This is a genomic window from Gilliamella sp. BG7, assembly GCF_046635565.1.
Taxonomy (GTDB): Bacteria; Pseudomonadota; Gammaproteobacteria; order Enterobacterales; family Orbaceae; genus Gilliamella; species Gilliamella apicola_P.
This window is the reverse complement of the sequence record NZ_JBIDFB010000002.1, coordinates 81,643-103,858: the sequence shown is the minus strand read 5'-3', so window position 1 is coordinate 103,858 and position 22,216 is coordinate 81,643. Positions and strand designations below refer to the sequence as shown.

Here is a 22,216-nt window from a genome sequence, read left to right as displayed (position 1 = left end):
TTTTTAATCATCGGAATAAATTTATTATGGCTGGAAACTCAATCGGAAAATTATTCAAAGTAACCACATTTGGTGAATCGCACGGTGTAGCATTAGGGTGTGTTGTCGATGGTGTTCCTCCTGGACTTGCGTTAACAGAATCAGACATGCAAAATGATCTTGATCGTCGTAGACCTGGCTCATCTCGTTATACAACTCAACGCCGAGAAGCAGATCAAGTCAAAATTTTGTCAGGCGTATTTGAAGGTGTTACAACTGGAACGAGTATTGGTTTACTTATTGAAAATACCGATCAACGTTCTCAAGATTATAGTAAAATTAAAGATATCTTCAGACCAAGCCATGCAGATTACACTTATCAAAATAAATATGGCATACGAGATTATCGCGGTGGCGGTCGCTCCTCTGCTCGTGAAACGGCTATGAGAGTTGCTGCCGGCGCTATTGCAAAAAAATATCTACAAGAAAAGCTTGGCATTACTATTCGTGGTTATTTGGCTCAGATGGGTGATGTAAAATGTGAATTGAAAGATTGGCAACAAGTTGAACTCAATCCATTTTTTTGCGCAGATGAGAGTAAATTATATGCACTTGAACAGCTGCTTCGGTCATTAAAAAAAGAGGGTGACTCAATAGGTGCGAAAGTTTGCATTGTTGCTGAAAATATTCCAGTAGGACTTGGCGAACCTGTATTTGATAAACTAGATGCTGATCTTGCGCACGCACTAATGAGTATTAATGCCGTGAAAGGTGTAGAAATTGGCGATGGTTTTGCTGTTGTGAATAAACGTGGTAGCGAAAATCGTGATGAAATAACACCTAAAGGCTTTTTATCTAATCATGCCGGTGGGATTTTAGGTGGTATTAGTTCAGGACAAACCATATCAGCCAGCATAGCACTTAAACCCACGCCTAGTATAGAAATTCCAGGTCAATCAGTTAATATTTTGGGTGAAAGCGTTGAAGTATCTACACATGGTCGACATGATCCATGTGTTGGCATTCGAGCTGTACCAATTGCTGAAGCAATGGTTGCTATTGTGCTGATGGATCACTACCTTCGTTATCGGGCTCAATGTGGTGATGTAAATAAATTATGAGTTATGATCTGCTTATTTTACTTTTTCTGATTGCTGCTTTGGCCGGTTTTATTGATTCTATTGCTGGCGGAGGTGGTTTATTAACTGTCCCTGCATTACTTGCTATTGGACTGCCACCAGCTAGTGCATTGGCAACCAATAAATTGCAAAGTTGCGGTGGTTCGTTTTCTGCTAGCCTATATTTTATCCGGCAGCATATGGTGGATTTGAAACAACAAAAATGGGCAATCGTTTTTGCTTTTGTTGGTTCAGCAATTGGAACATTATCTGTGATGCGTATCCAAGCTGATTTTTTAAAATTATTATTACCAATTTTAACTATTAGCGTTGGGCTCTATTTTTTACTTTCTCCAACTATTGGAGAAAATGACCGTAACAGTCGTCTTTCACTTATTCAATTCGCATTAATTCCTGCCTTTGGTATAGGTTTTTATGATGGATTTTTTGGCCCTGGCGCTGGTTCATTTTATGCGTTAGCTTATATCACGTTAGCTGGTTTTAATTTAACTAAAGCGACTGCACATACCAAAGTACTAAACTTTACTTCAAATTTGGCTAGCTTGTTGTTTTTTATTATAGGGGGCGAAGTAATATGGTCAATTGGATTGGTTATGTTAGTTGGTCAATTTATAGGAGCAAGACTTGGTGCTAAAATGATCATAGCTAAAGGTCGTAAATTAATTCGACCAATGTTAATCACAGTTTCGACTCTTATGAGTATAAAATTAATTTACGAAAACTTTTTTTAATTGCTTATAAGTTAAATAATTTATATTTTATTCTATCTAAAGTAATTTTATTATCAATTCTACTGCTTCTCATTTTTACTTTTCATAATTAATTTATATTAAAATTTTTGTCAAAAACTTTCAGGAAAGTATGTGTTTGAGTATAAAATAGCAACAATTATTTATTTCACTTAAATATTATTTAGTATATATTTGTGTTATATAAGATAGTTTGTGTTAACATGTCCCAATATTATGAAACTTCAACAATTACGCTATATTTTAGAAATAGCACGTTCTGGCTCAATAAATGAAGCAGCTAAGAATTTATATATTACTCAGCCAAGCTTATCAACAGCGGTGAAAGATCTAGAAGCTGAATTTGGTATTGAGATTTTTGTGCGCAGTTCTAAAGGAGTTTCACTTTCACCTGATGGCGTTGAGTTTTTAGGTTATGCCAAACAAGTTCTAGATCAAGCTGAGCTATTAGAACAGCACTACTCAAAAAAAGAACCCTCTAAGCAGTTATGTAGTATATCCACTCAGCATTACGCTTTTGCGGTTAATGCTTTTGTTAATTTAATTAAAAATAATCAAACAGATGAGTATGAGTTTACGCTTAGGGAAACAAAAACATATGATATTATCACCGATGTAGCTAATTTACGTAGTGAAGTTGGTATCTTGTATTTGAATGATTTTAATCAAAAAGTGATTTTACGGTTACTGAAAGAACATAGATTAACCTTTAACCCACTTTTTGAAGCTAATCCTCATGTATTTATTAGTACTCATCATCCATTAGCATCCATGAAGTTATTATCTTTAGATGATTTAGAGGATTACCCTTATCTCTCATTTGAGCAGGGCGAGTATAACTCATTCTATTTTTCTGAAGAAATTTTAAGTACGGTTTATCATAAAAAGAGTATACACGTTAGTGATAGAGCAACCTTATTCAACCTATTGCACGGACTTAATGGTTATACCATTAGTACAGGGGTTTTAAGTGCTGACTTAAACGGATCTGATATTTTATCAATACCGTTAGATGTAGAAGAAAAAATCCTAATAGGCTGGATCACATCACAAAAGGCTCAACTAAGCTTATCGGCTCAAAATTATATTGAGGCGCTAAAAAAACTAATTCAAGAAGAGTATGGTTTTGAACTTAAGTAAATACTGCTGTTAACTAAATAAATCAAATTGCTATTTTTATAGATTTCAGTATAATTGCATCGCTCATATATTCACTATATGGACACAGAGGAATGTCTGAATTAGAGATCGGTCATTCCATTTTTTATATTTATTTTAAGAGGTTTATTATGTCTCTAACTGTAGAAGCTAAAGCGAAAATCGTTGCCGAATATGGTCGTGGCACTAACGACACTGGTTCAACAGAGGTTCAAGTTGCTCTTTTAACTGCACGTATTAATGATTTACAAGGTCATTTTTCTGAGCATAAAAAAGATCACCACAGCCGTCGTGGTCTATTACGTATGGTGTCTAGCCGTCGTAAATTATTAGATTATTTACGTCGTAAAGATATTGAACGTTATAACCAATTGATTAAAAAACTAGGTTTACGTCGCTAATTGACAATCTACTTGAAAAGAGGCTTAGGCCTCTTTTTCGTTGTGAAAAATCGGTGCTCTGATATAATATCGGGCGTTAAAAATTATTATTTTATGTAAGCCAACAAAGTAAAGGTTATATCTCATGTTTCGCGCGACTAATGAGAGCTCTATAATTTATAGATTTGTCATTAGTCGTGACAGTGAAATAATCTTTTTGTTGTATATATCCCCACATTGTTGAAGAGAGTATCAATAAGCGTAGCGTAATGTTGCGTCCTGTCGAAATATCAAACTTCAACATAACAAATAACAAGAGGACACTATTTTGTTTAATCCGACATGTCAAAAATTTCAATATGGTCGTCATACCGTGACTTTAGAAACTGGTATTATGGCTCGTCAAGCAACCGCAGCTGTTATGGTTAATATGGATGATACTGCTGTATTTGTCACGGTTGTTGCAAATAAAAAAGTAAAAGAAGGTCAAGACTTCTTCCCATTAACAGTTAATTACCAAGAACGCACCTATGCTGCGGGGCGTATTCCTGGTGGATTTTTTAAACGTGAAGGTCGTCCAAGTGAAGGTGAAACTCTAATTGCACGTTTAATCGACCGCCCGCTTCGTCCATTATTTCCTGAAGGATTTGTTAATGAAATCCAAATTATTGCAACAGTTGTTTCTGTTAATCCCGAGGTGAGCCCTGACCTAGTCGCAATGATTGGTGCTTCTGCTGCACTTTGCTTATCTGGTGTTCCATTCCACGGCCCTATTGGTGCTGCACGTGTTGGCTTTATTAATGATGAATTTGTATTAAATCCATCAGTAAAAGAGCTTGCAGCTAGTCGTCTAGATTTAGTTGTTGCGGGTACAAAAAGTGCAGTATTAATGGTTGAATCTGAAGCTGATTTACTTACTGAAGATCAAATGTTAGCAGCGGTAGTTTTTGGTCATGAACAACAACAAGTTGTTATTGATAATATTAACGAATTTGTAGAAAAAGCCAATTGTGAAAAATGGGATTGGGTAGCACCGGCTAAAAATGAAGTGCTATATAACGCCATTGTTGAACTAGCTAAAGATCGTTTGGGCGAAGCTTATCGTATTACTGAAAAACAAGCACGTTATGCTCAAATTGATTTAATTAAAGAAGAAGTTTTAGCTGTACTAAAAGAACAAAATGACGAACTCGATGAAAACGAAGTGATTAATATTATTGTTGAGTTGGAAAGTCAAATTGTTCGTAAGCGTGTTATTGCTGGTGAACCGCGTATTGATGGTCGTGAAAAAGATATGATTCGTGCACTTGATATCCGTACTAATGTCTTACCAAGAACTCATGGTAGTGCATTGTTTACACGCGGCGAAACTCAGGCACTAGTTACTGCAACATTAGGTACAGAGCGTGACGCACAAATCATTGATGAGTTAACTGGTGAATATACTGAACGGTTCTTACTTCATTACAATTTTCCTCCATACTCTGTTGGCGAAACAGGTATGGTTGGCTCACCAAAACGCCGAGAAATTGGTCATGGTCGCCTAGCTAAACGAGGTGTTGCGGCTGTAATGCCAAGCCGTGAAGAATTTCCATATACTGTTCGAGTAGTGTCTGAAATTACTGAGTCAAATGGTTCATCTTCAATGGCTTCTGTTTGTGGTGCTTCACTTGCTCTTATGGATGCAGGAGTACCAATCAAATCATCTGTTGCTGGTATTGCAATGGGATTAGTAAAAGAAGGTGATCAGTTTGTCGTATTATCAGATATTCTTGGTGACGAAGACCACCTTGGTGATATGGACTTTAAAGTAGCAGGTACACGCGAAGGTGTAAGTGCATTGCAAATGGATATCAAAATTGAAGGTATAACCAAAGAAATTATGCAAGTAGCACTTAATCAAGCTAAAGGTGCTCGTTTACATATTTTAGGTGTAATGGAACAAGCAATTAATAAGCCTCGCCAAGAAATTTCAGAGTTTGCACCACGTATTTATACAATGAATGTAAATCCTGACAAAATTCGCGATATTATCGGTAAAGGTGGCGCAACAATTCGGGCTTTAACCGAAGAAACAGGAACTACTATTGAAATCACTGATGATGGTACCGTTAAGATTGCCGCTTCAGATGGTAATAAAGCCAAAGATGCCATGGCACGTATTACTAACTTAGTTGCTGATGTCGAAATTGGTAAAATTTATACAGGTAAAGTAACAAGAATCGTTGATTTTGGTGCTTTTGTATCGGTTATTGGTGGTAAAGAAGGACTTGTTCATGTGTCTCAAATTGCTGAACATCGAGTTGAAAAAGTGGTTGATTATCTAAAAGTTGGTCAAGAAGTGAATGTTAAAGTACTAGAAATTGACCGCCAAGGCAGAATCCGTTTGAGTATGAAAGATGCTGTCGAACCTACACCAGAAGTTGCTTCAACAGCAGAATAAAATTATTATTCATTAGGGGATAAAAATGGGATTATTCAACCTGAGAACTGTATGCGGCATTTTGCTAGTTGTTATTCTTTTGTCAGGTTGTTCTAATTCTCAGCCTTTGTTAGCTGTTCCTGAGCAAGTTTCATATGATGATGAGTTAAAAATTGCTCAACTCAGCCAACAGCTATCACAAAAAGGCCTTGATACTGGAACGCGAATGCAACTCATATTTCAGCGAGGTATCGCCTATGATTCATTAGGGTTTAAAGCCTTTGCTCAAAGCGATTTTTCCTATTTGTTGAGTTTAAATCCGGAATTTCCTGATATTTACAACTTTTTAGGAACTTATGCATTAAGAGATGGCGATTTTGATACAGCTTTGATGTCCTTTAATACTACATTAGAGCTTGATCCCACTTATACTTATGCATATTTAAATCGTGCTATTACTTTGTATCGGACAGGCCATTATCAAGCTGCAGAGCGTGATGCATTAAGGTTTTATCAATATGATGTGAATGAACCTATTAGAATTCTATGGCTTTATTTGATTGAAAAGGAAAATGATAATAAAGTCGCCAAAATTGAGCTACAAAAACGTTATGATCTGATTAATGATAAAACGAGTTATAGTGGCAATATTATTGCATTTTATTTAGGTAAAATTAGTGAATCTAAATTAATGCAGAACCTTCAACAAGGTGTAGAGAATAATCGACAATTAGCCGAACGCCTTTGTGAAGCCTACTTTTACTTAGGTAAATATTATCAAAGTAAAGGTGACAACGAACGTGCCAAAATGTTATTTAAATATGCTTTAGCCAATAATATTTATAACTATGTTGAACATCAACAGGCACTTTATGAAATGAAGTTACTTGAAGAAAAAGAAGAGTAACAAGGGTCATGCCAGTTTTAAAAGTGAAAATATTGTTATAGCGTAGTTCTGATTTGCCAAATAATATGTTCTCAACATTAGATAATGTGGTTAGCTTTATCTTAGATATATAAATATTAATTAACCTTAGTTTATTTTTTTAGATTCGATTTGTTGAGTTAACATAGGCAGTTAGTTATTGGGGTGAGTTGTAAATTTTCAATTTAGTGAGCTGGCATAAATTTATATTTGCTTTCTTTATTTGGTTTAAAAAATTAAGATAAAACTTATTTGATATTAGTTAATAATTATCAGGATTTTTGCTAAATAAGTAAGTTTATATATTCAAAATTTATAAGCGAGTTTACATGACAAAAGAAGTTTCTTTTATTAATCTTGGTTTATCCGAGGATATTCTTAACGCATTAAATGATCTTGGTTTTAGCAAACCATCACCAATCCAATCTGAATGCATTCCCTTATTATTAGAGGGGAATGATGTATTGGGTATGGCACAGACAGGTAGTGGCAAAACTGCTGCATTTTCAATTCCTTTCTTAATGAATATTGACGCAAACTTAAAAGCACCACAACTTTTAGTATTAGCTCCTACACGGGAATTGGCTATACAAGTTGCTGATGCTTGCTCTGAATATTCAAAATATATGAAAGGGGTTAAAGTACTCGCTTTATATGGTGGACAGCGTTATGACGTTCAATTACGAGCCTTAAAGCAAGGTCCTCAAATTGTAGTTGGTACACCAGGACGTTTGCTTGATCACTTAAATCGTAAAACCTTAGATCTCTCTAATCTTAAGGGATTAGTACTTGATGAAGCAGATGAAATGTTAAGAATGGGCTTTATTGATGATGTTGAAAGCATTATGACAACGATTCCAGATGATCATCAAACAGCTTTATTTTCGGCAACAATGCCAGCACCAATTCGTCGTATTACTAAACGATTTATGCAAAATCCTAAAGAAGTTCAGATCAAAGGTACCAATCAAACTGCACCTGATATTAACCAAAGTTATTGGCTTGTTCGGGGTATGCGTAAAAACGAAGCTATTGTTCGCTTTCTAGAAGCAGAAGATTTTGATGCGGCTATTATTTTTGTTCGAACAAAATCAGCTACTTTAGATGTGGCGGAAGTGCTTGAAAAGCACGGTTATAGTTGTGCTGCATTAAATGGTGATATGACACAACAATTGCGTGAACAAACATTAGATCGTTTACGTAATGGTCGTTTAGATATATTAATTGCAACTGATGTTGCTGCTCGTGGTTTGGATGTTGAGCGTATTAGCTTAGTTATCAACTATGATATCACGTTAGATTCTGAATCTTATGTTCATCGTATTGGACGAACGGGTCGCGCTGGTCGTGCTGGTCGTGCTATTTTATTTGTTGATAGCCGTGAACGTCGTTTACTTAAGAATATAGAGCAAACTATCAAAAAAACAATTCCAGAAGTTGGGTTGCCATCAAAAGAGCTACTTGAACAGCGTCGTTTAGCTAAATTTACTGAGCAAGTCCAGAAACAGCTTGAGAGTAGTGATTTAGATGAGTACCAAAAGTTATTAGCACAAATACAAGCTGATAGTGGAGCCGATCTTGAAACGATTGCAACCGCTTTATTAAAATTAGCACAAGGGGAACGCCCTTTAATTTTGCCACCAGATCCAGTGTTTAAACCATCGCGTGAAATGCGAGATCGGGATAATCGTGGCGGTGAACGCCGTTTACGTGGTGATAATCGTGAATCCCCAAAACGTCGAGAACGACGCGATGTTGGTGATATGGATATGTATCGTATTGAAGTTGGTAAAGAGAACGGTATTGAAGTTCGTCATATTGTGGGGGCAATTGCTAATGAAGCTGATATTAGCAGTCGTTACATTGGTAATATCAAGCTTTATGATACTTATTCGACAGTTGAATTACCAAAAGGTATGCCAAAAGACATACTAAAACATTTTGAAAAAGTAAGAGTACTTAATCAACCAATGAAAATGAGCTTAATCAGTGGAGCAGCGTCTGATACTAAACGAGCTCGTAAAAACAGTAAATCAGATACATCCGATAAACCGTTTGCAAAAAAGCGTAGTCGCCCAACAGCGCCTAAATTCTAATGTATTGACCTCTGCCAAATGGTAGAGGTATCTTTAATCCCTTTTATTTCAACTAACAACATAGTTTAGTAGCTACATACTGCATCATATTCAGCTAGATAACAAAACAGAGTTAGCGCTTTGCCCTAAGTTATGATTAAGAGTATACTATTACAAATATTAACAGTTAATTAGAGGTAAGCATGGCAGATTCTTTAAACAAATGCAAAGCAAACGAAACTCCAGCATGTTGTTGTGTGGATGTTGGTACAATAATTGATAATGAAGACTGTAGCGCTGAATATGAACACATCTTTGCGACAGAATCAGAAGCTCAAGCTAAGTTAGCATCTTTAACCCAAGCTGCAAATGATGTCGCAACAGAGCCGTGTGAAATTAATAGCAATATTGATAAAATAAGCGATGGCTTTAAATTATCAGCAAAATTTACCTTTTGTTGTGGTGCAGAAAGCATGATTTTCCAATTAAAATTACGTTAATTGAATATTGATGAAAGTTTGTATTATGAGACATAGTGAAGCAGGGTTTTCTGCTTCATCAGATTCCAGTAGAACATTAACAAATTATGGAATTAATCAGTCAAATCAAGCTGGCAGATGGCTTAAACAGCAAAATTTTCAATTTGAAATTGGTTTGGTTAGCCCTTATTTGCGAGCTCAACAAACATTAACAGAATTATCATCACACGTTAGTGTTGCAAAAGTTGAAACTAATCAATTTTTAGTGCCTGGTGGTAGCCCATCTCATATTGCTGACGTATTAGCAATATTGTTAAATGATGGGGTTGAAAATGTGATTATTGTATCTCATTTGCCATTGGTGGGATATTTAGTTAATGAACTATGTCCGCAAGTTGCTCCTCCTATGTTTTCTACTGCCGCAATTGCTTGTATTAGTTTATTACCAAACTCTGCAGGAAATCTTGAATGGTTTCATCAAGCGGAGTAAAAAAACTTAATCTTTTTGATTTACCTCTAACTGGTCGAACTTTAATTGAAGCATCGGCTGGAACTGGTAAAACTTATTCTCTTGCCTTTATTTACTTAAGATTATTATTGGGCATTGGTCAAAATAGTTACCCAAGGCCTTTAAATGTTAACGAAATTCTGGTTGTGACTTTTACTAAAGCGGCAACTCAAGAACTTCGATCGAGGATAAGGCAAAATATTCAAGAACTGCGAATAGGCCTATTACAAGGACATCATAAAGATCCTATTTATCAACAACTCATTGAATTAATTGATGATAGAAAATTTTCAGTACAGCAACTTACTATTGCTCAACAGTCAATGGATGATGCGGCTATTTATACTATACATAGTTTTTGCCAACGAATACTAACTAGCCATGCATTTGAATCGGGTGTTTTATTTGAGCAAAAGCTAATCTCTGATGAATATGAATTAAAATTAAGAGTAACCCAAGATTTTTGGCGTCATTATTTTACACCGCTTGATAAACCACTTGCTTATTTAGTGCTTGTTACATGGCAAGATCCAACGGCATTGCTAAAAGATATCACCCCTTATTTAGGGTTAGATTTCAACAATGCTGGCAAGGTAAACCTAGATATAAGTACAACAATAAAGTTTTTTTACCAACAAAGTTATGAAAAAATTGAAAATATTAAAAAATCTTGGTTAGCTTTGTCTGAAAAATTAGTTGAAATCATTATACAATCAGGTGTCAGCAAACAATCATATAGTAGTCGAAATCTACCCAATTGGGTAATTAAAGTATCGGCATGGGCTAACAGCGAAACTCGAACGTTCGAATTACCTAACGAACTTGAAAAATTTAAGCAATCAGTTTTAATCGAAAAGACGAAAGAAGGAAAAAATGTTCCATGTCATCCGTTTTTTGAACAAATTGACGATCTATATAAACAACCTTTTGATCTACGAAGCCAAATCTTAATGGATATCGTCAGTGTAATTCAAAAAGGGCTTTATAACGAAAAAATCAAAAATGGTGAGATGAGCTTTGACGATCTTATTTGGCAACTAAATCGTGCACTAAAAACAAAAGCAGGTGATCGATTGGCGCAAAGTATATCCTCAAAATATTGTGTTGCTTTAATTGATGAGTTCCAGGATACCGATCCTGCTCAGTATCAAATTTTTGATCGTATTTATGACAGGAAAAAGTTAGATCGAGGTCTATTATTTATTGGTGATCCAAAACAAGCAATTTACAGCTTTCGAGGTGCAGATATATTCACTTACTTAAAAGCTAAACAATCGACAGGGGAAAATTCTTTTACCATGGATGTAAACCATCGTTCATCTGCTTCGATGGTCAAAGCTGTTAACCAATTATTTTCTAATTGCGATAATCCATTTATATTTAATGATATTCCTTTTTTACCCATGGAAGCGGCAAAATGGAATCAGCAAAAGTCTTTGCAAGTTAACAACCAAAAAGTATCGGCATTAGCTGCTTACTTACTGCCTGATGATATTGCAACCAATTCAGATTATCAAGAACACATGGCTAGTTGTTGTGCTACCCAAATAGTGACTTTACTGTCTAATTCGTCAATGTTAATTGATAGCGAAAACGAACAACGTCCAGTGACTACAGCTGACATTGCAATCTTAGTGCGTAATGGGCGTGAAGCCGAAGTTATCCAACAAAAATTGACTCATTGCGGTGTTAAAAGTGTCTACTTGTCAAACAATAGTAGTGTGTTTTCTTCAAATGAAGCAAAAGATGTATTGAGCCTATTGCAAGCTGTTTTAATGCCAGAAAACGAAACAATGCTCAAGCTAGCATTAATGACATCGCTATTAGGTCAAACCATGACAGACCTTGAACAAATCACTGACGATCAAGATAAATGGGAAAGTTTGATCGAAGAATTCAAACAATATCAAGCAATTTGGCAATATTATGGTGTATTGGTTATGTTACGCCGAATGATGAAAAAACGGCATCTAGCTGAAAACATCTTAGCTCGCCAAGATGGTGAACGAACATTAACTAACTTAATGCATTTAGGTGAATTACTTCAAGAAACATCAAATGAGTTAGATGGTCCACACGCCTTAATTCGGTGGTTGACAAAACAAATTGTTAACCCAGATCCAAATTTAGAAAATCATCAACAACGCCTTGAAAGTGATGAAAACCTTATCAAGATTATTACTATTCATAAATCAAAGGGATTAGAGTTTCCGATTGTTTGGTTACCATTTATTTCAATATATCGTGCATCCGATAGCCAATTTTATCATGATAAAGATAATGACTATCAGCCAACTTATGCATGGTTACTGTCTGATGAGATTAAAGAGCAGATAGAAAAAGAGCGACTTGCTGAAGATTTGCGGCTATTATATGTTGCAATGACTCGCTCGGTTTATCATTGTAGTATTGGACTTGCTTCATTGAAAAAAAGCCAATCGGCTATTAATCATTTATTAAAAAGTGAATTAAGATCAATTGCTAATATAGCTAGTTTAATTGATATCCAATTACCAATAGAGAGCGAACAGTATATTCCGCCAATTTTGCCAAATCAATCATTATCGGCTAACGTATTTTCGCGTAATATCTCAAACAGTTGGCGGGTCACAAGTTATACTGAATTACAAAAGCATAATCATAATGTATTGGCTTATAAGCCTGATCTTATTAATGACTGGGACGAATCCCCATACGAATCCGATAGAGTACAATCAAACGACACACCATATGATATCCACCATTTTCCTAAAGGAGCATATGTCGGTACATTAATGCACAGCATTATGGAGGATATCACATCAGATAATCTTGTTGAATTATGTAATCAGATGGTAAAAAAGCTCAATTTAGAAACAGAGTGGAATAGCGTAGTAACAAATTGGATGCAACAGATATTGACTACAAAACTGCATGATCCAAATTTAATATTATCGCAAGTGTTAATGGGGCAACATATTAACGAATTGCAATTCTATCTCCCTATACGCAAAACAGTCACTAGTCAGCAATTAGATAGTTTGTGTAAACAATATGATCATTTATCAAGATTATGTCCCGAATTAGATTTTGAGTCGGTACAAGGTATGCTAAGAGGCTTTATCGATTTAGTCTTCAAATTTGAAGGGAAATATTATATGGTTGATTATAAATCTAATTGGTTAGGTGAATGTGTTGATGCTTATAGCCAAGAAGCACTTGAAAAAGTGATGTGCGATCATCGCTATGACCTACAATATCAACTTTACTGTTTAGCATTGCATCGTTTTTTAAAAGGACGTTTGTCTAATTACCAATACCAAACGCATTTTGGAGGGGTATACTATCTCTTTTTACGAGGAATGCCCGAACAAGGCATCTTTTATCACCTACCTCAGCAAGAATTTATCGAAGAACTTGATAAGCTGTTTGATGGTGAAATGTTAAATTGAATATAACAATTATTAAGAAATAACCATATCGAAAAATACAATTGAATAAAAATAAGGCACCCGAAATGGTGCCTTGTTTTTAGATGGCTTATTTAACATTTAAACATAAGCTGATAGCTATAGTGTTTATCTGTCAGTAAAAATTCATGATGTACATTTGGTGTCCAAGAATCATCTCCACCAATTCCCATATGATAAGCATCAATACTTATATAAGCGCATGACCTAGGTTCCAATAAATGACGATGAGTTTTTTCTATTAATTGCTCTGTCCCATATTGATTAACGTTAAATTTAAACTGATGTCCAGTTATGATCATCTCATTAAGTTGCAATCTTTTAACCTCGCAACGCAATCCATTTTCACATGGATAAATATAAGGTGTATAAAGTTCTGCAAAAGGTAACGACCAATCACCAAAAATAGCTGATGTTTTTCGATCAGGATAATTTTCATGAGGTCCTAAGCCAAGCCATTTTACTTTTTTAGGAATCTGTTTCATTTGATAACATAAACCGACTCTTGCGGGTGCGGGCATATCGTTAGCAATATCAACTTGCACAGATAAAGTGAATTTGCCTTCTTGATCGAACTCATATTGCCATTTAGTTTGAATTACTTTTTTGTTTTTGAACAAATATCCATGCAGTGCTTGGATCACAATCTTATCTGTTGATTGTGTAAGATGCATACCTAAACATTGGTGGGTTAGATCATAATAACCAGCGGCTTTCCACTGCTCAACCCAAGCGAATGGATTATTATTACTATCAAAATCGCCACTAATACCAATATCATTATCAATAGGCGCACGAACAAACTGATCAGCAAAAGGTGAAGCTAATAATGGTTTATTACCTTTTGTCCATTGGTAAAGCTGCCCTGTTTTTTTATTAAATAGCCAACTTTGGTTTTTGTAATTAATAATGTAATCATCTTTAGTTTCGGTCAATTTTAGTTTATTTTTTGCTTGGCAAAAAGCTAATGAAGGAATATAAGAATTAGCTAATTTCCACTGTTCCCATGCAATAATATGACCTGCTTGTGACCATGGTGTAGCCTTGTTTTGAATAACACGAACTGATAAATGTAGGTCTTCACAATTTAAATCATTTGCTATATCGTCAAGTAAAGTTATTTGTAATGAACTATTGGGTTTAATATTAAGCTTAATTTTTCCTTTTTGATATTTTTTTCCATTAAATAATAATTCCCAATATAAAGTTTCATTATTTGCATGGTGAAATAGATATTCGCTTGTAATATCAATAACCAACGGTTTTTGACTAATTAGCTTAAATTGGAATGGCTGTTGTACCTTTTTGGCTTCAATCAAACTTGGGTGAGAAGTTCTATCAGGAAAGACTAATCCATCCAAGCAAAATTGTCGGTCATGATAAGTTTCACCAAAATCACCGCCATAAGCCCAATAATTATCGCCAGAAGGTGTAGAACAGCGTATCCCATGATCGGCCCATTCCCAAATAAACCCACCTTGTAGCCTAGGATATTGTCTGAACGCTTGCCAGTATTTATAAAATGCACCTAGGCTATTACCCATTGCATGGGCATATTCACACAAAATAAGTGGGCGATTTTCATTTGGTAATGAAATCCATTTTTTTATTGCCCATTTGGCAACATTAGGGTGTGGTTGATCTTGCTCAACGCGGGCATACATAGGACAAATAATGTCAGTGGCAGTAGTGTTTGCGCCACCGCCTTCATATTGCACAGGACGAGTTGGATCGTTACTTTTAATCCAAGCATAAAGTGCATCATGGTTTGCCCCATGTCCCGATTCATTTCCTAACGACCAAATAATAATAGAAGGGTGATTACGATCGCGCTGAACCATTCGCGTTACACGTTCACTATAAGCAGCAAGCCATCTAGGATCGGCCGACAAACGAGACATAGGAAACATACCATGTGATTCGATATTGGCTTCATCAACTAAATATAGTCCATATAGATCACAAAGATCATACCAACGAGGATCATTAGGATAATGACTACACCTCACAGCATTAAAATTATGTTGTTTAATCAATTTGATATCATGCAACATTGCTTCTTCCGTCAATGCATATCCCAAATCAGGATAGAACTCATGGCGATTTGTGCCTTTAATTAATAGTGGTTTACCATTTAAGCATAGTTGTCCATGTTTAATTTCAATAGTCCTAAATCCAACGTTATAAGCTTCTGATTCAATTAATCCTGTTTTTTTGTGATATAAACTAACAACAATTCGATAAAGGTTTGGGGTTTCAGCACTCCATAACTGTGGTTTAGTAACTGGTATTTGAAAACGTAAACGGTCAGTGTATCCTCCTTTTTCGTCAACAAAAGGTAAGCCGATTGATTGCATATGCTCGACAACTAACTTATTTTGTTGCCATAGTTCAATACCTACATCCAATAAATCTATGTTTCCATCATGCTGAATATCGGCCTGCAGAGATAAAGTTGCATTTTGATAACAATCGTCAAGTAAAGTATCAATATGAATATCACTTAAGTGGGATTTAGGTTTATTCAGTAGGGAAACATTTCGGAAAATACCACTCAATCGCCACATATCTTGATCTTCAAGATAACTGCCATCACACCATTTTAAGACTAATACTGCTATGCGGTTTTTACCGACTTTCAAAAAAGGCGTTAGATCAAATTCTGCTGGGGTTCTACTATCTTGTGAATAACCAACCCATCGTCCATTACACCAAAGATGAAATGCAGAGCTAACCCCATCAAATATAATCCGTGTATCACCTTTAGTCAGCCACTCTTTAGTCACAGAAATATATCGTGAATAACATCCTGTTGGATTTTCATCTGGTACATAAGGCGGGTTATATGGAAAAGGATAACGTATATTGGTATAAACTGGCGCATCATATCCTTTCAACTGCCAGTTAGATGGTACCTCAATTGTAGTTGCATCAAGTTCCTTTTGTAACCATGACTCTGGAACTTGCTTGGGACTTGTAAAATAACTAAAAAACCAATTACCATTTAACAATATTATAGAATCTGAATCACTATTATTTTTAGCTTGTTGTTTATTTCGCCAACTATGAAATTTTGGATGGGTATCGAGTTTATTAATACTTAAAACAGATAAATTATTCCAATCGTGCCGGCTTATAATTTCATTGAAAGAAGGATTCATATGTTCTCCATTTTACTCTGATTATTGTTACTATCACCGATTTATTTACTAATTATTATAGGGAGTCTGTAATTAAATACGGTGATCTTGTTAACATTTATGTAATCGTATACATAAAATATTAAATCTAGTTTTATCGATTTTTATTAATTAAAAAATTATGAGTCGAGGGGAAATATATTTACTAATGCTGTATATAAAATGATAATTTTTAATGTGATATCTATCACAGTATTAGTGTTTAGTTTTTGAATAGTCGCTTGTATTAGTTATATTTAAACTACCTAGTAAAAGGTATTGGATTGTTACCGATTTATAGCGGGCAAAACCTAAAGAATAGTTATAACTATTCTTTAGGTTTTTTTTTGTCTCAAATTTAAAAGATTTTTAATTATTTTTTAATAATAAGCTTGGGAGGGGGAAAGAAATGAAATTTTCAAAAAAAATAGTATATAAAATCAAACCAAAACGAGTTGTTTTAATGACTATGCTAGGTTTGTGTTATTTACCCAATGCGATGGCAGCAACTCAAGATGAGCTAGAAGCAAGAATTGCGTTATTAGAGCAAAAGTTATTAGTTCTTAGTCAAGAGTCTAATGATTTGAAAAAGCAACTGATTGATTCTAATAAGCAATTTGCTAAATTAAATAATCATCTTCAAAAACAACAACTTATTATAAATAATCAGAAAAAAGTGCTTAAAAATAGTCAAAATGTAGCAATTACAAAGCAACAAGCTCCAGTTAATTCTGTACAAGCAAATAATAATCAAATTTTACTAGTTAGTACACCAAAAACCGATACTATGCAAGAAAGCAATCATCCAGAAAAGGCTTCATTTACTTTAGCTGAATTTAAAGATTATATTAAAGAAGAAATAGGATTTTCTTATAATGGTTACTTCCGTGGTGGTTGGTCAACTTCAAGCAATGGTAAACCTAAAAATTATGCTGAAGGTGCATTAGGTCGATTTGGTAATGAATATGGTGGTTGGTATGATCTTATCTTTAAGCAAAAAGTTTATGCTCAAGATGGAAGGCGAGTTGATGCAATTATTATGATTGATGGAAACGTGGCAACAAATAAAGCTGCGGGTTTATTTAATACGCAAGATGACAATATTATGCAATTTTCAGATATTTATTTAGAAACAAAAGGATTTGTGCCACGTTTCCCTGATGCGAAATTATGGGTGGGTAAACATTCTTTGCCTTATAATGAAATACAAATGCTTGATTGGAAAACACAAAAAACGCCAGCAGGTGGAGGTATTGGTATTGAAAATCTTAACGTCGGTATTGGTGCTCTTGATCTATCATTAGTTAGAGCAGATGTAAATGTGAAAAATAAAAAAGAAATAATTAGTAGTGATGATAGTAAGGTTAATAAAATTGAACAATCTAAAAAAGAAGAAGTTGATTTAAACGAACTAGAGATTCGCTATCGTGATATCCCATTATGGCAAAATGCAACGCTTGGTTTGAATGCTCGTTATTCAGCGCCAAATAAATCTAAAATTCAAAATAGTATATCTGTTAAAAATGCTTGGCTTGGTAGCTTTGTTTTGCGTCAAAATGAATTTTTTGGCGGATTTAATCAGTTTACATTACAGACAGCAACCAATTCTGTTGCATCACAGCTGGCTAACATTAATACTAATAACCCAGAGTTTGCCAGTAATTCGGATAATGACTATATAGGTACACATACTGGTGGTAAAGCTTATCGTTTTGTATCGGAAGGTGAAGCTTATTTAAGCGATAATATCATTGTTGCCCACGCTTTGGCTTTAACTTCAGGCAATAATGTTTATTCTTATGATCTTAATCTTCCACATACCGATTTTACAAGTTTTAAATCAGCAATAAGACCAGCTTATATATGGGATACTTACAATCAAAGCGGTGTTGAACTAGGTTACTTTCGTCAGAAAGACAAAGTTAAAAGTAAAACTTATGTTGAAGCCGGATATAAAACAACGCTTTACCATTCATTTAAAGTCGGAAAAAGTATTTTATCTTCACGACCTGATATTCGTTTTTATGTTTCTTATATAGAAGCACTACAAAATGATATTAGTAAATTTGATTTTAATGGTAAAGATCATCAAATTAGCTTCGGTGTACAAACAGAAGTTTGGTTTTAAGTGTAAGGTTATAGATATAAAATAAGAATTATCATCTGAACTATATTATAGATGTAAAATATATGGTTCAGATGAAAAATGGATACTTTGTTGATATTTTTAAATATTAATAAAAGTTACTGAATAACGCTTAGTTAAGGTTGGTATATAGACGTTAATCAAATTTGTTGGAATACTTTCTCCTTTTGCAAGCTTTAGTGCTAATTCAGCAGCTTGTTCAGCCATTGTCTGTAAAGGATAACGAATGGTAGTTAATTTAGGATGTAAATAACGTGATAAAACAAGATCATCAAAACCAATGATCGAAATATCGTTTGGAATTTTAATATCATTATCATAAAGTACAGACATTGCACCGGCGGCCATTGAATCGTTATAACAAGCAATTGCAGTGATATGACAGTTACGTTCAAGTAATGACATCATTGCTTGTTCGCCACCTATTTCATTTGGCAAACCAATCGCAATCAGATTCTCATTAACATCAATACCATGTTCTAACAATGCGTCTTTATATCCTTGTAAACGATCAGATGAATCAGAAATATTATGATTTGAACATAAATAACCAATTCTAGTGTGTCCATGTTGAATTAAATGTTTGACTGCAAGATAAGAGCCGTAACGATCATCAAGAGCAATACAGCGTTTTTCAAATCCTTTTACGATACGATTAATCAGAACCATACCAGGTACTTGTTGCATCAATTTTTTTAGATCGCTATCAGGGAGCATTTTAGCGTGTACAACTAACGACAAACAGCGATGCTCAATTAATTGAGTAATCGCATCATATTCTTGTTGCTCATTATGATAGCCGTTACCGATTAACAAAAAATGACCTGTTCGCGAGGCAATTTTTTCAACGGTGCTAACCATGGCACCAAAAAATGGATCTGATACATCAGCTACAATAATACCAATAGTATTCGAATTTTGTTGTGATAAGGCGCGTGCATTAGCATCAGGATAGTAGTTTAATTTTTCCATAGCCTTTTTTACGGTATCTCTTGTATTATCTCGAACGTTATTCGCGTTATTAATTACGCGAGATACGGTTGCAACTGAAACTTTAGCTAAATGCGCAACATCTTTTATTGTCGCCATAAAAAACCTTTTAATTAATTACTATTTATAAAATATGGATAATTTTCATACTTAATATTTGTCAATATAGAGTTCTGTAGATTAACAATAATTTAAGAAAAATGCTTAGAGTGAAAAGGATTATCTTTTACTGTCTTCAAGTTAATTCGCTTGCAATACTCTTGATATATGGCCGAATTAACCGATTATAATAAGGTAAAATAAAAACTTTGCCAATAATATCATTGGCGTCATGAAAACTAGAATTGTTTCATTAGAGATTGAATATAAAGGGGGGATAGCGATTGGCAACTCCCCCTAGTTGTTGCTAAATAATTAAGTTAAAAGTATCAATAATATTATTTAGCGGTTACTTTTATTAACATAGCCGTTGCTGGGTCAAGTACTGGTAAAGGTAATCCGACATCCATTAACCAATCACCAGATAGAGTCGTTTTGTTCTTCATCCATTGAGGTAATGCTTTCATAACATGACCATTTATTTTAGGATCAATGTTATCAGGCATATCTAGTACTTCAATTTGGTATTGTTTATCAGCCAACAAGCCAGTTAATCGCAAATTACCGCTTAACGCGTAAGTTGGTAATGTTAGTTGAGCAATAATAAATACAGCTTCTTTTTGGTCTTGGCTTACAACGCCATAACTTTGCATAGCTAGGTTATCATCAACATCCAATCTTACAAAGTTACCACTATGTAATAAAGGACGCAATTGTTTATGTAAATTAATATAATATGCAAAACCGTTCTGTTCTTGCTCAGATACTTTTACTGGATCGAGTTCAACTCCCATATGACCAAATAAAGCAGTTAGACCGCGTAAATTCATATGTAGCTCACGGAATGTAGTATGACATAATGCACCGCCAATATGAGCACCCATGACTTCTGGAGGGAAGAAATAACTCATTCCGCGTTGAATTATTTGTCTATCTAATGCATCGTTAGAATCTGAAGTCCAAAAACGTTGTGTACGCTTTAAAATCTCATAATCAATTCGACCTCCACCTGATGAACAAGATTCTATTTCAACGGTAGGGAATTTTTCTTGCAAAATATCAAGCAATCGGTAAAGTGTTTTAGTTTGGCCAACAATTGCAGGATTACCTTCATGACCAGGTTGAACAATTTCACGATTCATATCCCATTTAATATAATCAATGTTATAACTACTGAGTAACCACGTTAGCCTTTCAAGCAGATATTCAAAAACAGCTGGATTTTGTAGATCAAGTAAATACTGATGGCGACCTTCTGGTTGTTGATAACCTGGTAGTTCAAGTAACCAATCGGGATGAGCACGATAAAGATCTGAGTTTTTATTAATCATTTCTGGCTCAACCCAAATACCAAACTCCATACCAAGATCTTTAACATGTTTAATAACCGGTTCTAAACCATTGGGATATTTTCGCTCATCTAAATACCAATCACCTAATCCTTGGTAATCATCATCACGTTTACCAAACCAACCGTCATCAATGATAAAGCGTTCAACACCAATTTGAGCTGCCTTAGTCGCCATTTTCATAATGTAATCAGGGTTATGGTCAAAAAAGATACCTTCCCATGTATTAAGATGAACAGGACGAGCTTTATTTTTGGCGAATTTAATAATATTACTGCGTAGAAACTGGTGGAAATGTTGACTCATTTTATTTAAGCCTTCATCGCTATAGGTAGCATATAACCAAGGCGTACTTAAAGATTCACCTTTAGCTAGTGATATTTCTCCTGCATAATACAGAGCTTCAGCTTGAATAAAACGTTTACCGTTACTTTTAACTGCAACTTGAATGCGATGATTACCACTCCATCCCAAGTGGATTCCCCAAACTTCACCAGTTTGTTCTTTAAAACCTTCGGTACCAACCATCATCCCAGGGAAATATTCGTGTGATGTTCGTCCTCGTCGATTTTCTTGTAAATAACCACAATGTGATATTTTAGTTCGATGAGGGAAAAATTCTTTAATCCAACGACCACTAAAAGCCATTAATTCTTGTGCCCGTTCAGGAATAGGTAGCGTAATAGAAAAACGATTAACTTGATATGTTTCATCACCTAAATTGGTTAAAGTATTTTGACACTGCAAAACCCCACTTTTATCTAAAATAAAAAAACTGGTTAAACGAAGTTTAGCAATGTTATCTTCACTAATAATGGTAATGCTATTGTCAGTTTTATTAACTTCTTTAGTTGTAAAAACAGGAGACCAATCTTTACCATTTCGGTGTCCTTCAAGTCCTGGTGTACTAAAATTACCTAAACCTTCTTCTGGGCATAGAGTAAATGGAACGTTGACATCAATACGGGAATTTGGAACAGCAGGGTAAAGCATGTCAATCATTTCAGGTTGAAAGTTTTGTAATCGTTTACCAAAATAACACAATTCGGTATATGGTTCAGTGCGAAAAAGAATATCTATGTTGTTGTTGCTAAGACGATAATTCATAATGGCTCCAAATTTGTAATATGTCACTTATATAAAATAATGGCTATTTATCTAAAATAATATTTTTAATTTCATATTTTGTG

At 34.7% G+C, this 22,216-nt stretch carries 14 protein-coding genes; 11 read left to right on the top strand and 3 right to left on the bottom strand.

Features of this window, described 5'->3' with window-relative positions:
• Nucleotides 1–26: 26 nt before the first annotated feature.
• From aroC to recB, 10 genes are all read left to right on the top strand, one after another.
• Entirely contained in the window at nt 27–1,100 is a 1,074-nt protein-coding gene (gene aroC, locus ACGH49_RS01920; protein ID WP_411588042.1) for a chorismate synthase, read from the top strand.
• Nucleotides 1,097–1,849: a TSUP family transporter gene (locus ACGH49_RS01915; protein ID WP_411588041.1), complete on the top strand. Its 753-nt coding sequence runs from the start codon at nt 1,097–1,099 to the stop codon at nt 1,847–1,849. The genes aroC and ACGH49_RS01915 overlap by 4 nt, the downstream gene beginning before the upstream one ends.
• 234 nt (nt 1,850–2,083) lie before the next feature.
• On the top strand, nt 2,084–3,007 hold the full coding sequence (locus ACGH49_RS01910) for a LysR family transcriptional regulator (RefSeq protein ID WP_065608201.1): 924 nt from the start codon (nt 2,084–2,086) through the stop codon (nt 3,005–3,007).
• A 149-nt stretch (nt 3,008–3,156) separates the two neighbouring features.
• Entirely contained in the window at nt 3,157–3,426 is a 270-nt protein-coding gene (gene rpsO, locus ACGH49_RS01905; protein ID WP_034909676.1) for a 30S ribosomal protein S15, read from the top strand.
• Between the two features lie 307 nt (nt 3,427–3,733).
• Nucleotides 3,734–5,848, top strand: coding sequence for a polyribonucleotide nucleotidyltransferase (gene pnp / locus ACGH49_RS01900; protein ID WP_411588039.1), 2,115 nt, complete (start codon nt 3,734–3,736; stop codon nt 5,846–5,848).
• A gap of 25 nt (nt 5,849–5,873) precedes the next feature.
• Nucleotides 5,874–6,734 (top strand): lipoprotein NlpI, encoded by an 861-nt coding sequence (gene nlpI / locus ACGH49_RS01895; RefSeq protein ID WP_411588037.1) that lies wholly within the window; start codon nt 5,874–5,876, stop codon nt 6,732–6,734.
• 347 nt (nt 6,735–7,081) lie between these two features.
• Nucleotides 7,082–8,848, top strand: coding sequence for a DEAD/DEAH family ATP-dependent RNA helicase (locus ACGH49_RS01890; protein WP_411588036.1), 1,767 nt, complete (start codon nt 7,082–7,084; stop codon nt 8,846–8,848).
• 182 nt (nt 8,849–9,030) lie between these two features.
• On the top strand, nt 9,031–9,327 hold the full coding sequence (locus ACGH49_RS01885; RefSeq protein ID WP_411588035.1) for a YfcZ/YiiS family protein: 297 nt from the start codon (nt 9,031–9,033) through the stop codon (nt 9,325–9,327).
• Nucleotides 9,328–9,352: 25 nt separating this feature from the next.
• Entirely contained in the window at nt 9,353–9,796 is a 444-nt protein-coding gene (sixA, locus tag ACGH49_RS01880) for a phosphohistidine phosphatase SixA (protein WP_218058642.1), read from the top strand.
• The gene (gene recB / locus ACGH49_RS01875) at nt 9,775–13,245 is read left to right on the top strand and encodes an exodeoxyribonuclease V subunit beta (RefSeq protein WP_411588034.1); all 3,471 of its coding nucleotides are present in this window, start codon (nt 9,775–9,777) and stop codon (nt 13,243–13,245) included. Before sixA ends, recB begins: the two co-directional genes overlap by 22 nt.
• Before the next feature lie 92 nt (nt 13,246–13,337).
• Here the strand turns inward: recB and ACGH49_RS01870 are convergent, their stop codons facing one another.
• Complete coding sequence (locus tag ACGH49_RS01870; protein WP_411588032.1) at nt 13,338–16,424, bottom strand: beta-galactosidase; 3,087 nt, start codon at nt 16,422–16,424, stop codon at nt 13,338–13,340.
• Between the two features lie 427 nt (nt 16,425–16,851).
• Between ACGH49_RS01870 and ACGH49_RS01865 the strand changes: the two genes are divergently transcribed.
• On the top strand, nt 16,852–18,570 hold the full coding sequence (locus ACGH49_RS01865) for a carbohydrate porin (RefSeq protein ID WP_411588031.1): 1,719 nt from the start codon (nt 16,852–16,854) through the stop codon (nt 18,568–18,570).
• Nucleotides 18,571–18,669: 99 nt separating this feature from the next.
• On the opposite strand, the gene ACGH49_RS01860 is transcribed toward ACGH49_RS01865, so the two are convergent.
• Together ACGH49_RS01860 and ACGH49_RS01855 are read right to left on the bottom strand one after the other, a co-directional pair.
• Entirely contained in the window at nt 18,670–19,677 is a 1,008-nt protein-coding gene (locus ACGH49_RS01860; protein ID WP_411588030.1) for a substrate-binding domain-containing protein, read from the bottom strand.
• A 338-nt stretch (nt 19,678–20,015) separates the two neighbouring features.
• Nucleotides 20,016–22,133 carry an alpha-galactosidase gene (locus ACGH49_RS01855; RefSeq protein ID WP_411588029.1) on the bottom strand — a complete coding sequence of 706 codons (2,118 nt, stop codon included), beginning with the start codon at nt 22,131–22,133 and terminating at the stop codon, nt 20,016–20,018.
• Nucleotides 22,134–22,216 lie beyond the last annotated feature (83 nt).

Coding starts and splice junctions, on each gene's coding strand:
- aroC (WP_411588042.1), top strand. CDS start 27: ATGGCTGGAAACTCAATCGGAAAATTATTCAAAGTAACCACATTTGGT.
- ACGH49_RS01915 (WP_411588041.1), top strand. CDS start 1,097: ATGAGTTATGATCTGCTTATTTTACTTTTTCTGATTGCTGCTTTGGCC.
- ACGH49_RS01910 (WP_065608201.1), top strand. CDS start 2,084: ATGAAACTTCAACAATTACGCTATATTTTAGAAATAGCACGTTCTGGC.
- rpsO (WP_034909676.1), top strand. CDS start 3,157: ATGTCTCTAACTGTAGAAGCTAAAGCGAAAATCGTTGCCGAATATGGT.
- nlpI (WP_411588037.1), top strand. CDS start 5,874: ATGGGATTATTCAACCTGAGAACTGTATGCGGCATTTTGCTAGTTGTT.
- ACGH49_RS01890 (WP_411588036.1), top strand. CDS start 7,082: ATGACAAAAGAAGTTTCTTTTATTAATCTTGGTTTATCCGAGGATATT.
- ACGH49_RS01885 (WP_411588035.1), top strand. CDS start 9,031: ATGGCAGATTCTTTAAACAAATGCAAAGCAAACGAAACTCCAGCATGT.
- sixA (WP_218058642.1), top strand. CDS start 9,353: ATGAGACATAGTGAAGCAGGGTTTTCTGCTTCATCAGATTCCAGTAGA.
- recB (WP_411588034.1), top strand. CDS start 9,775: ATGGTTTCATCAAGCGGAGTAAAAAAACTTAATCTTTTTGATTTACCT.
- ACGH49_RS01870 (WP_411588032.1), bottom strand. CDS start 16,424: ATGAATCCTTCTTTCAATGAAATTATAAGCCGGCACGATTGGAATAAT.
- ACGH49_RS01865 (WP_411588031.1), top strand. CDS start 16,852: ATGAAATTTTCAAAAAAAATAGTATATAAAATCAAACCAAAACGAGTT.
- ACGH49_RS01860 (WP_411588030.1), bottom strand. CDS start 19,677: ATGGCGACAATAAAAGATGTTGCGCATTTAGCTAAAGTTTCAGTTGCA.
- ACGH49_RS01855 (WP_411588029.1), bottom strand. CDS start 22,133: ATGAATTATCGTCTTAGCAACAACAACATAGATATTCTTTTTCGCACT.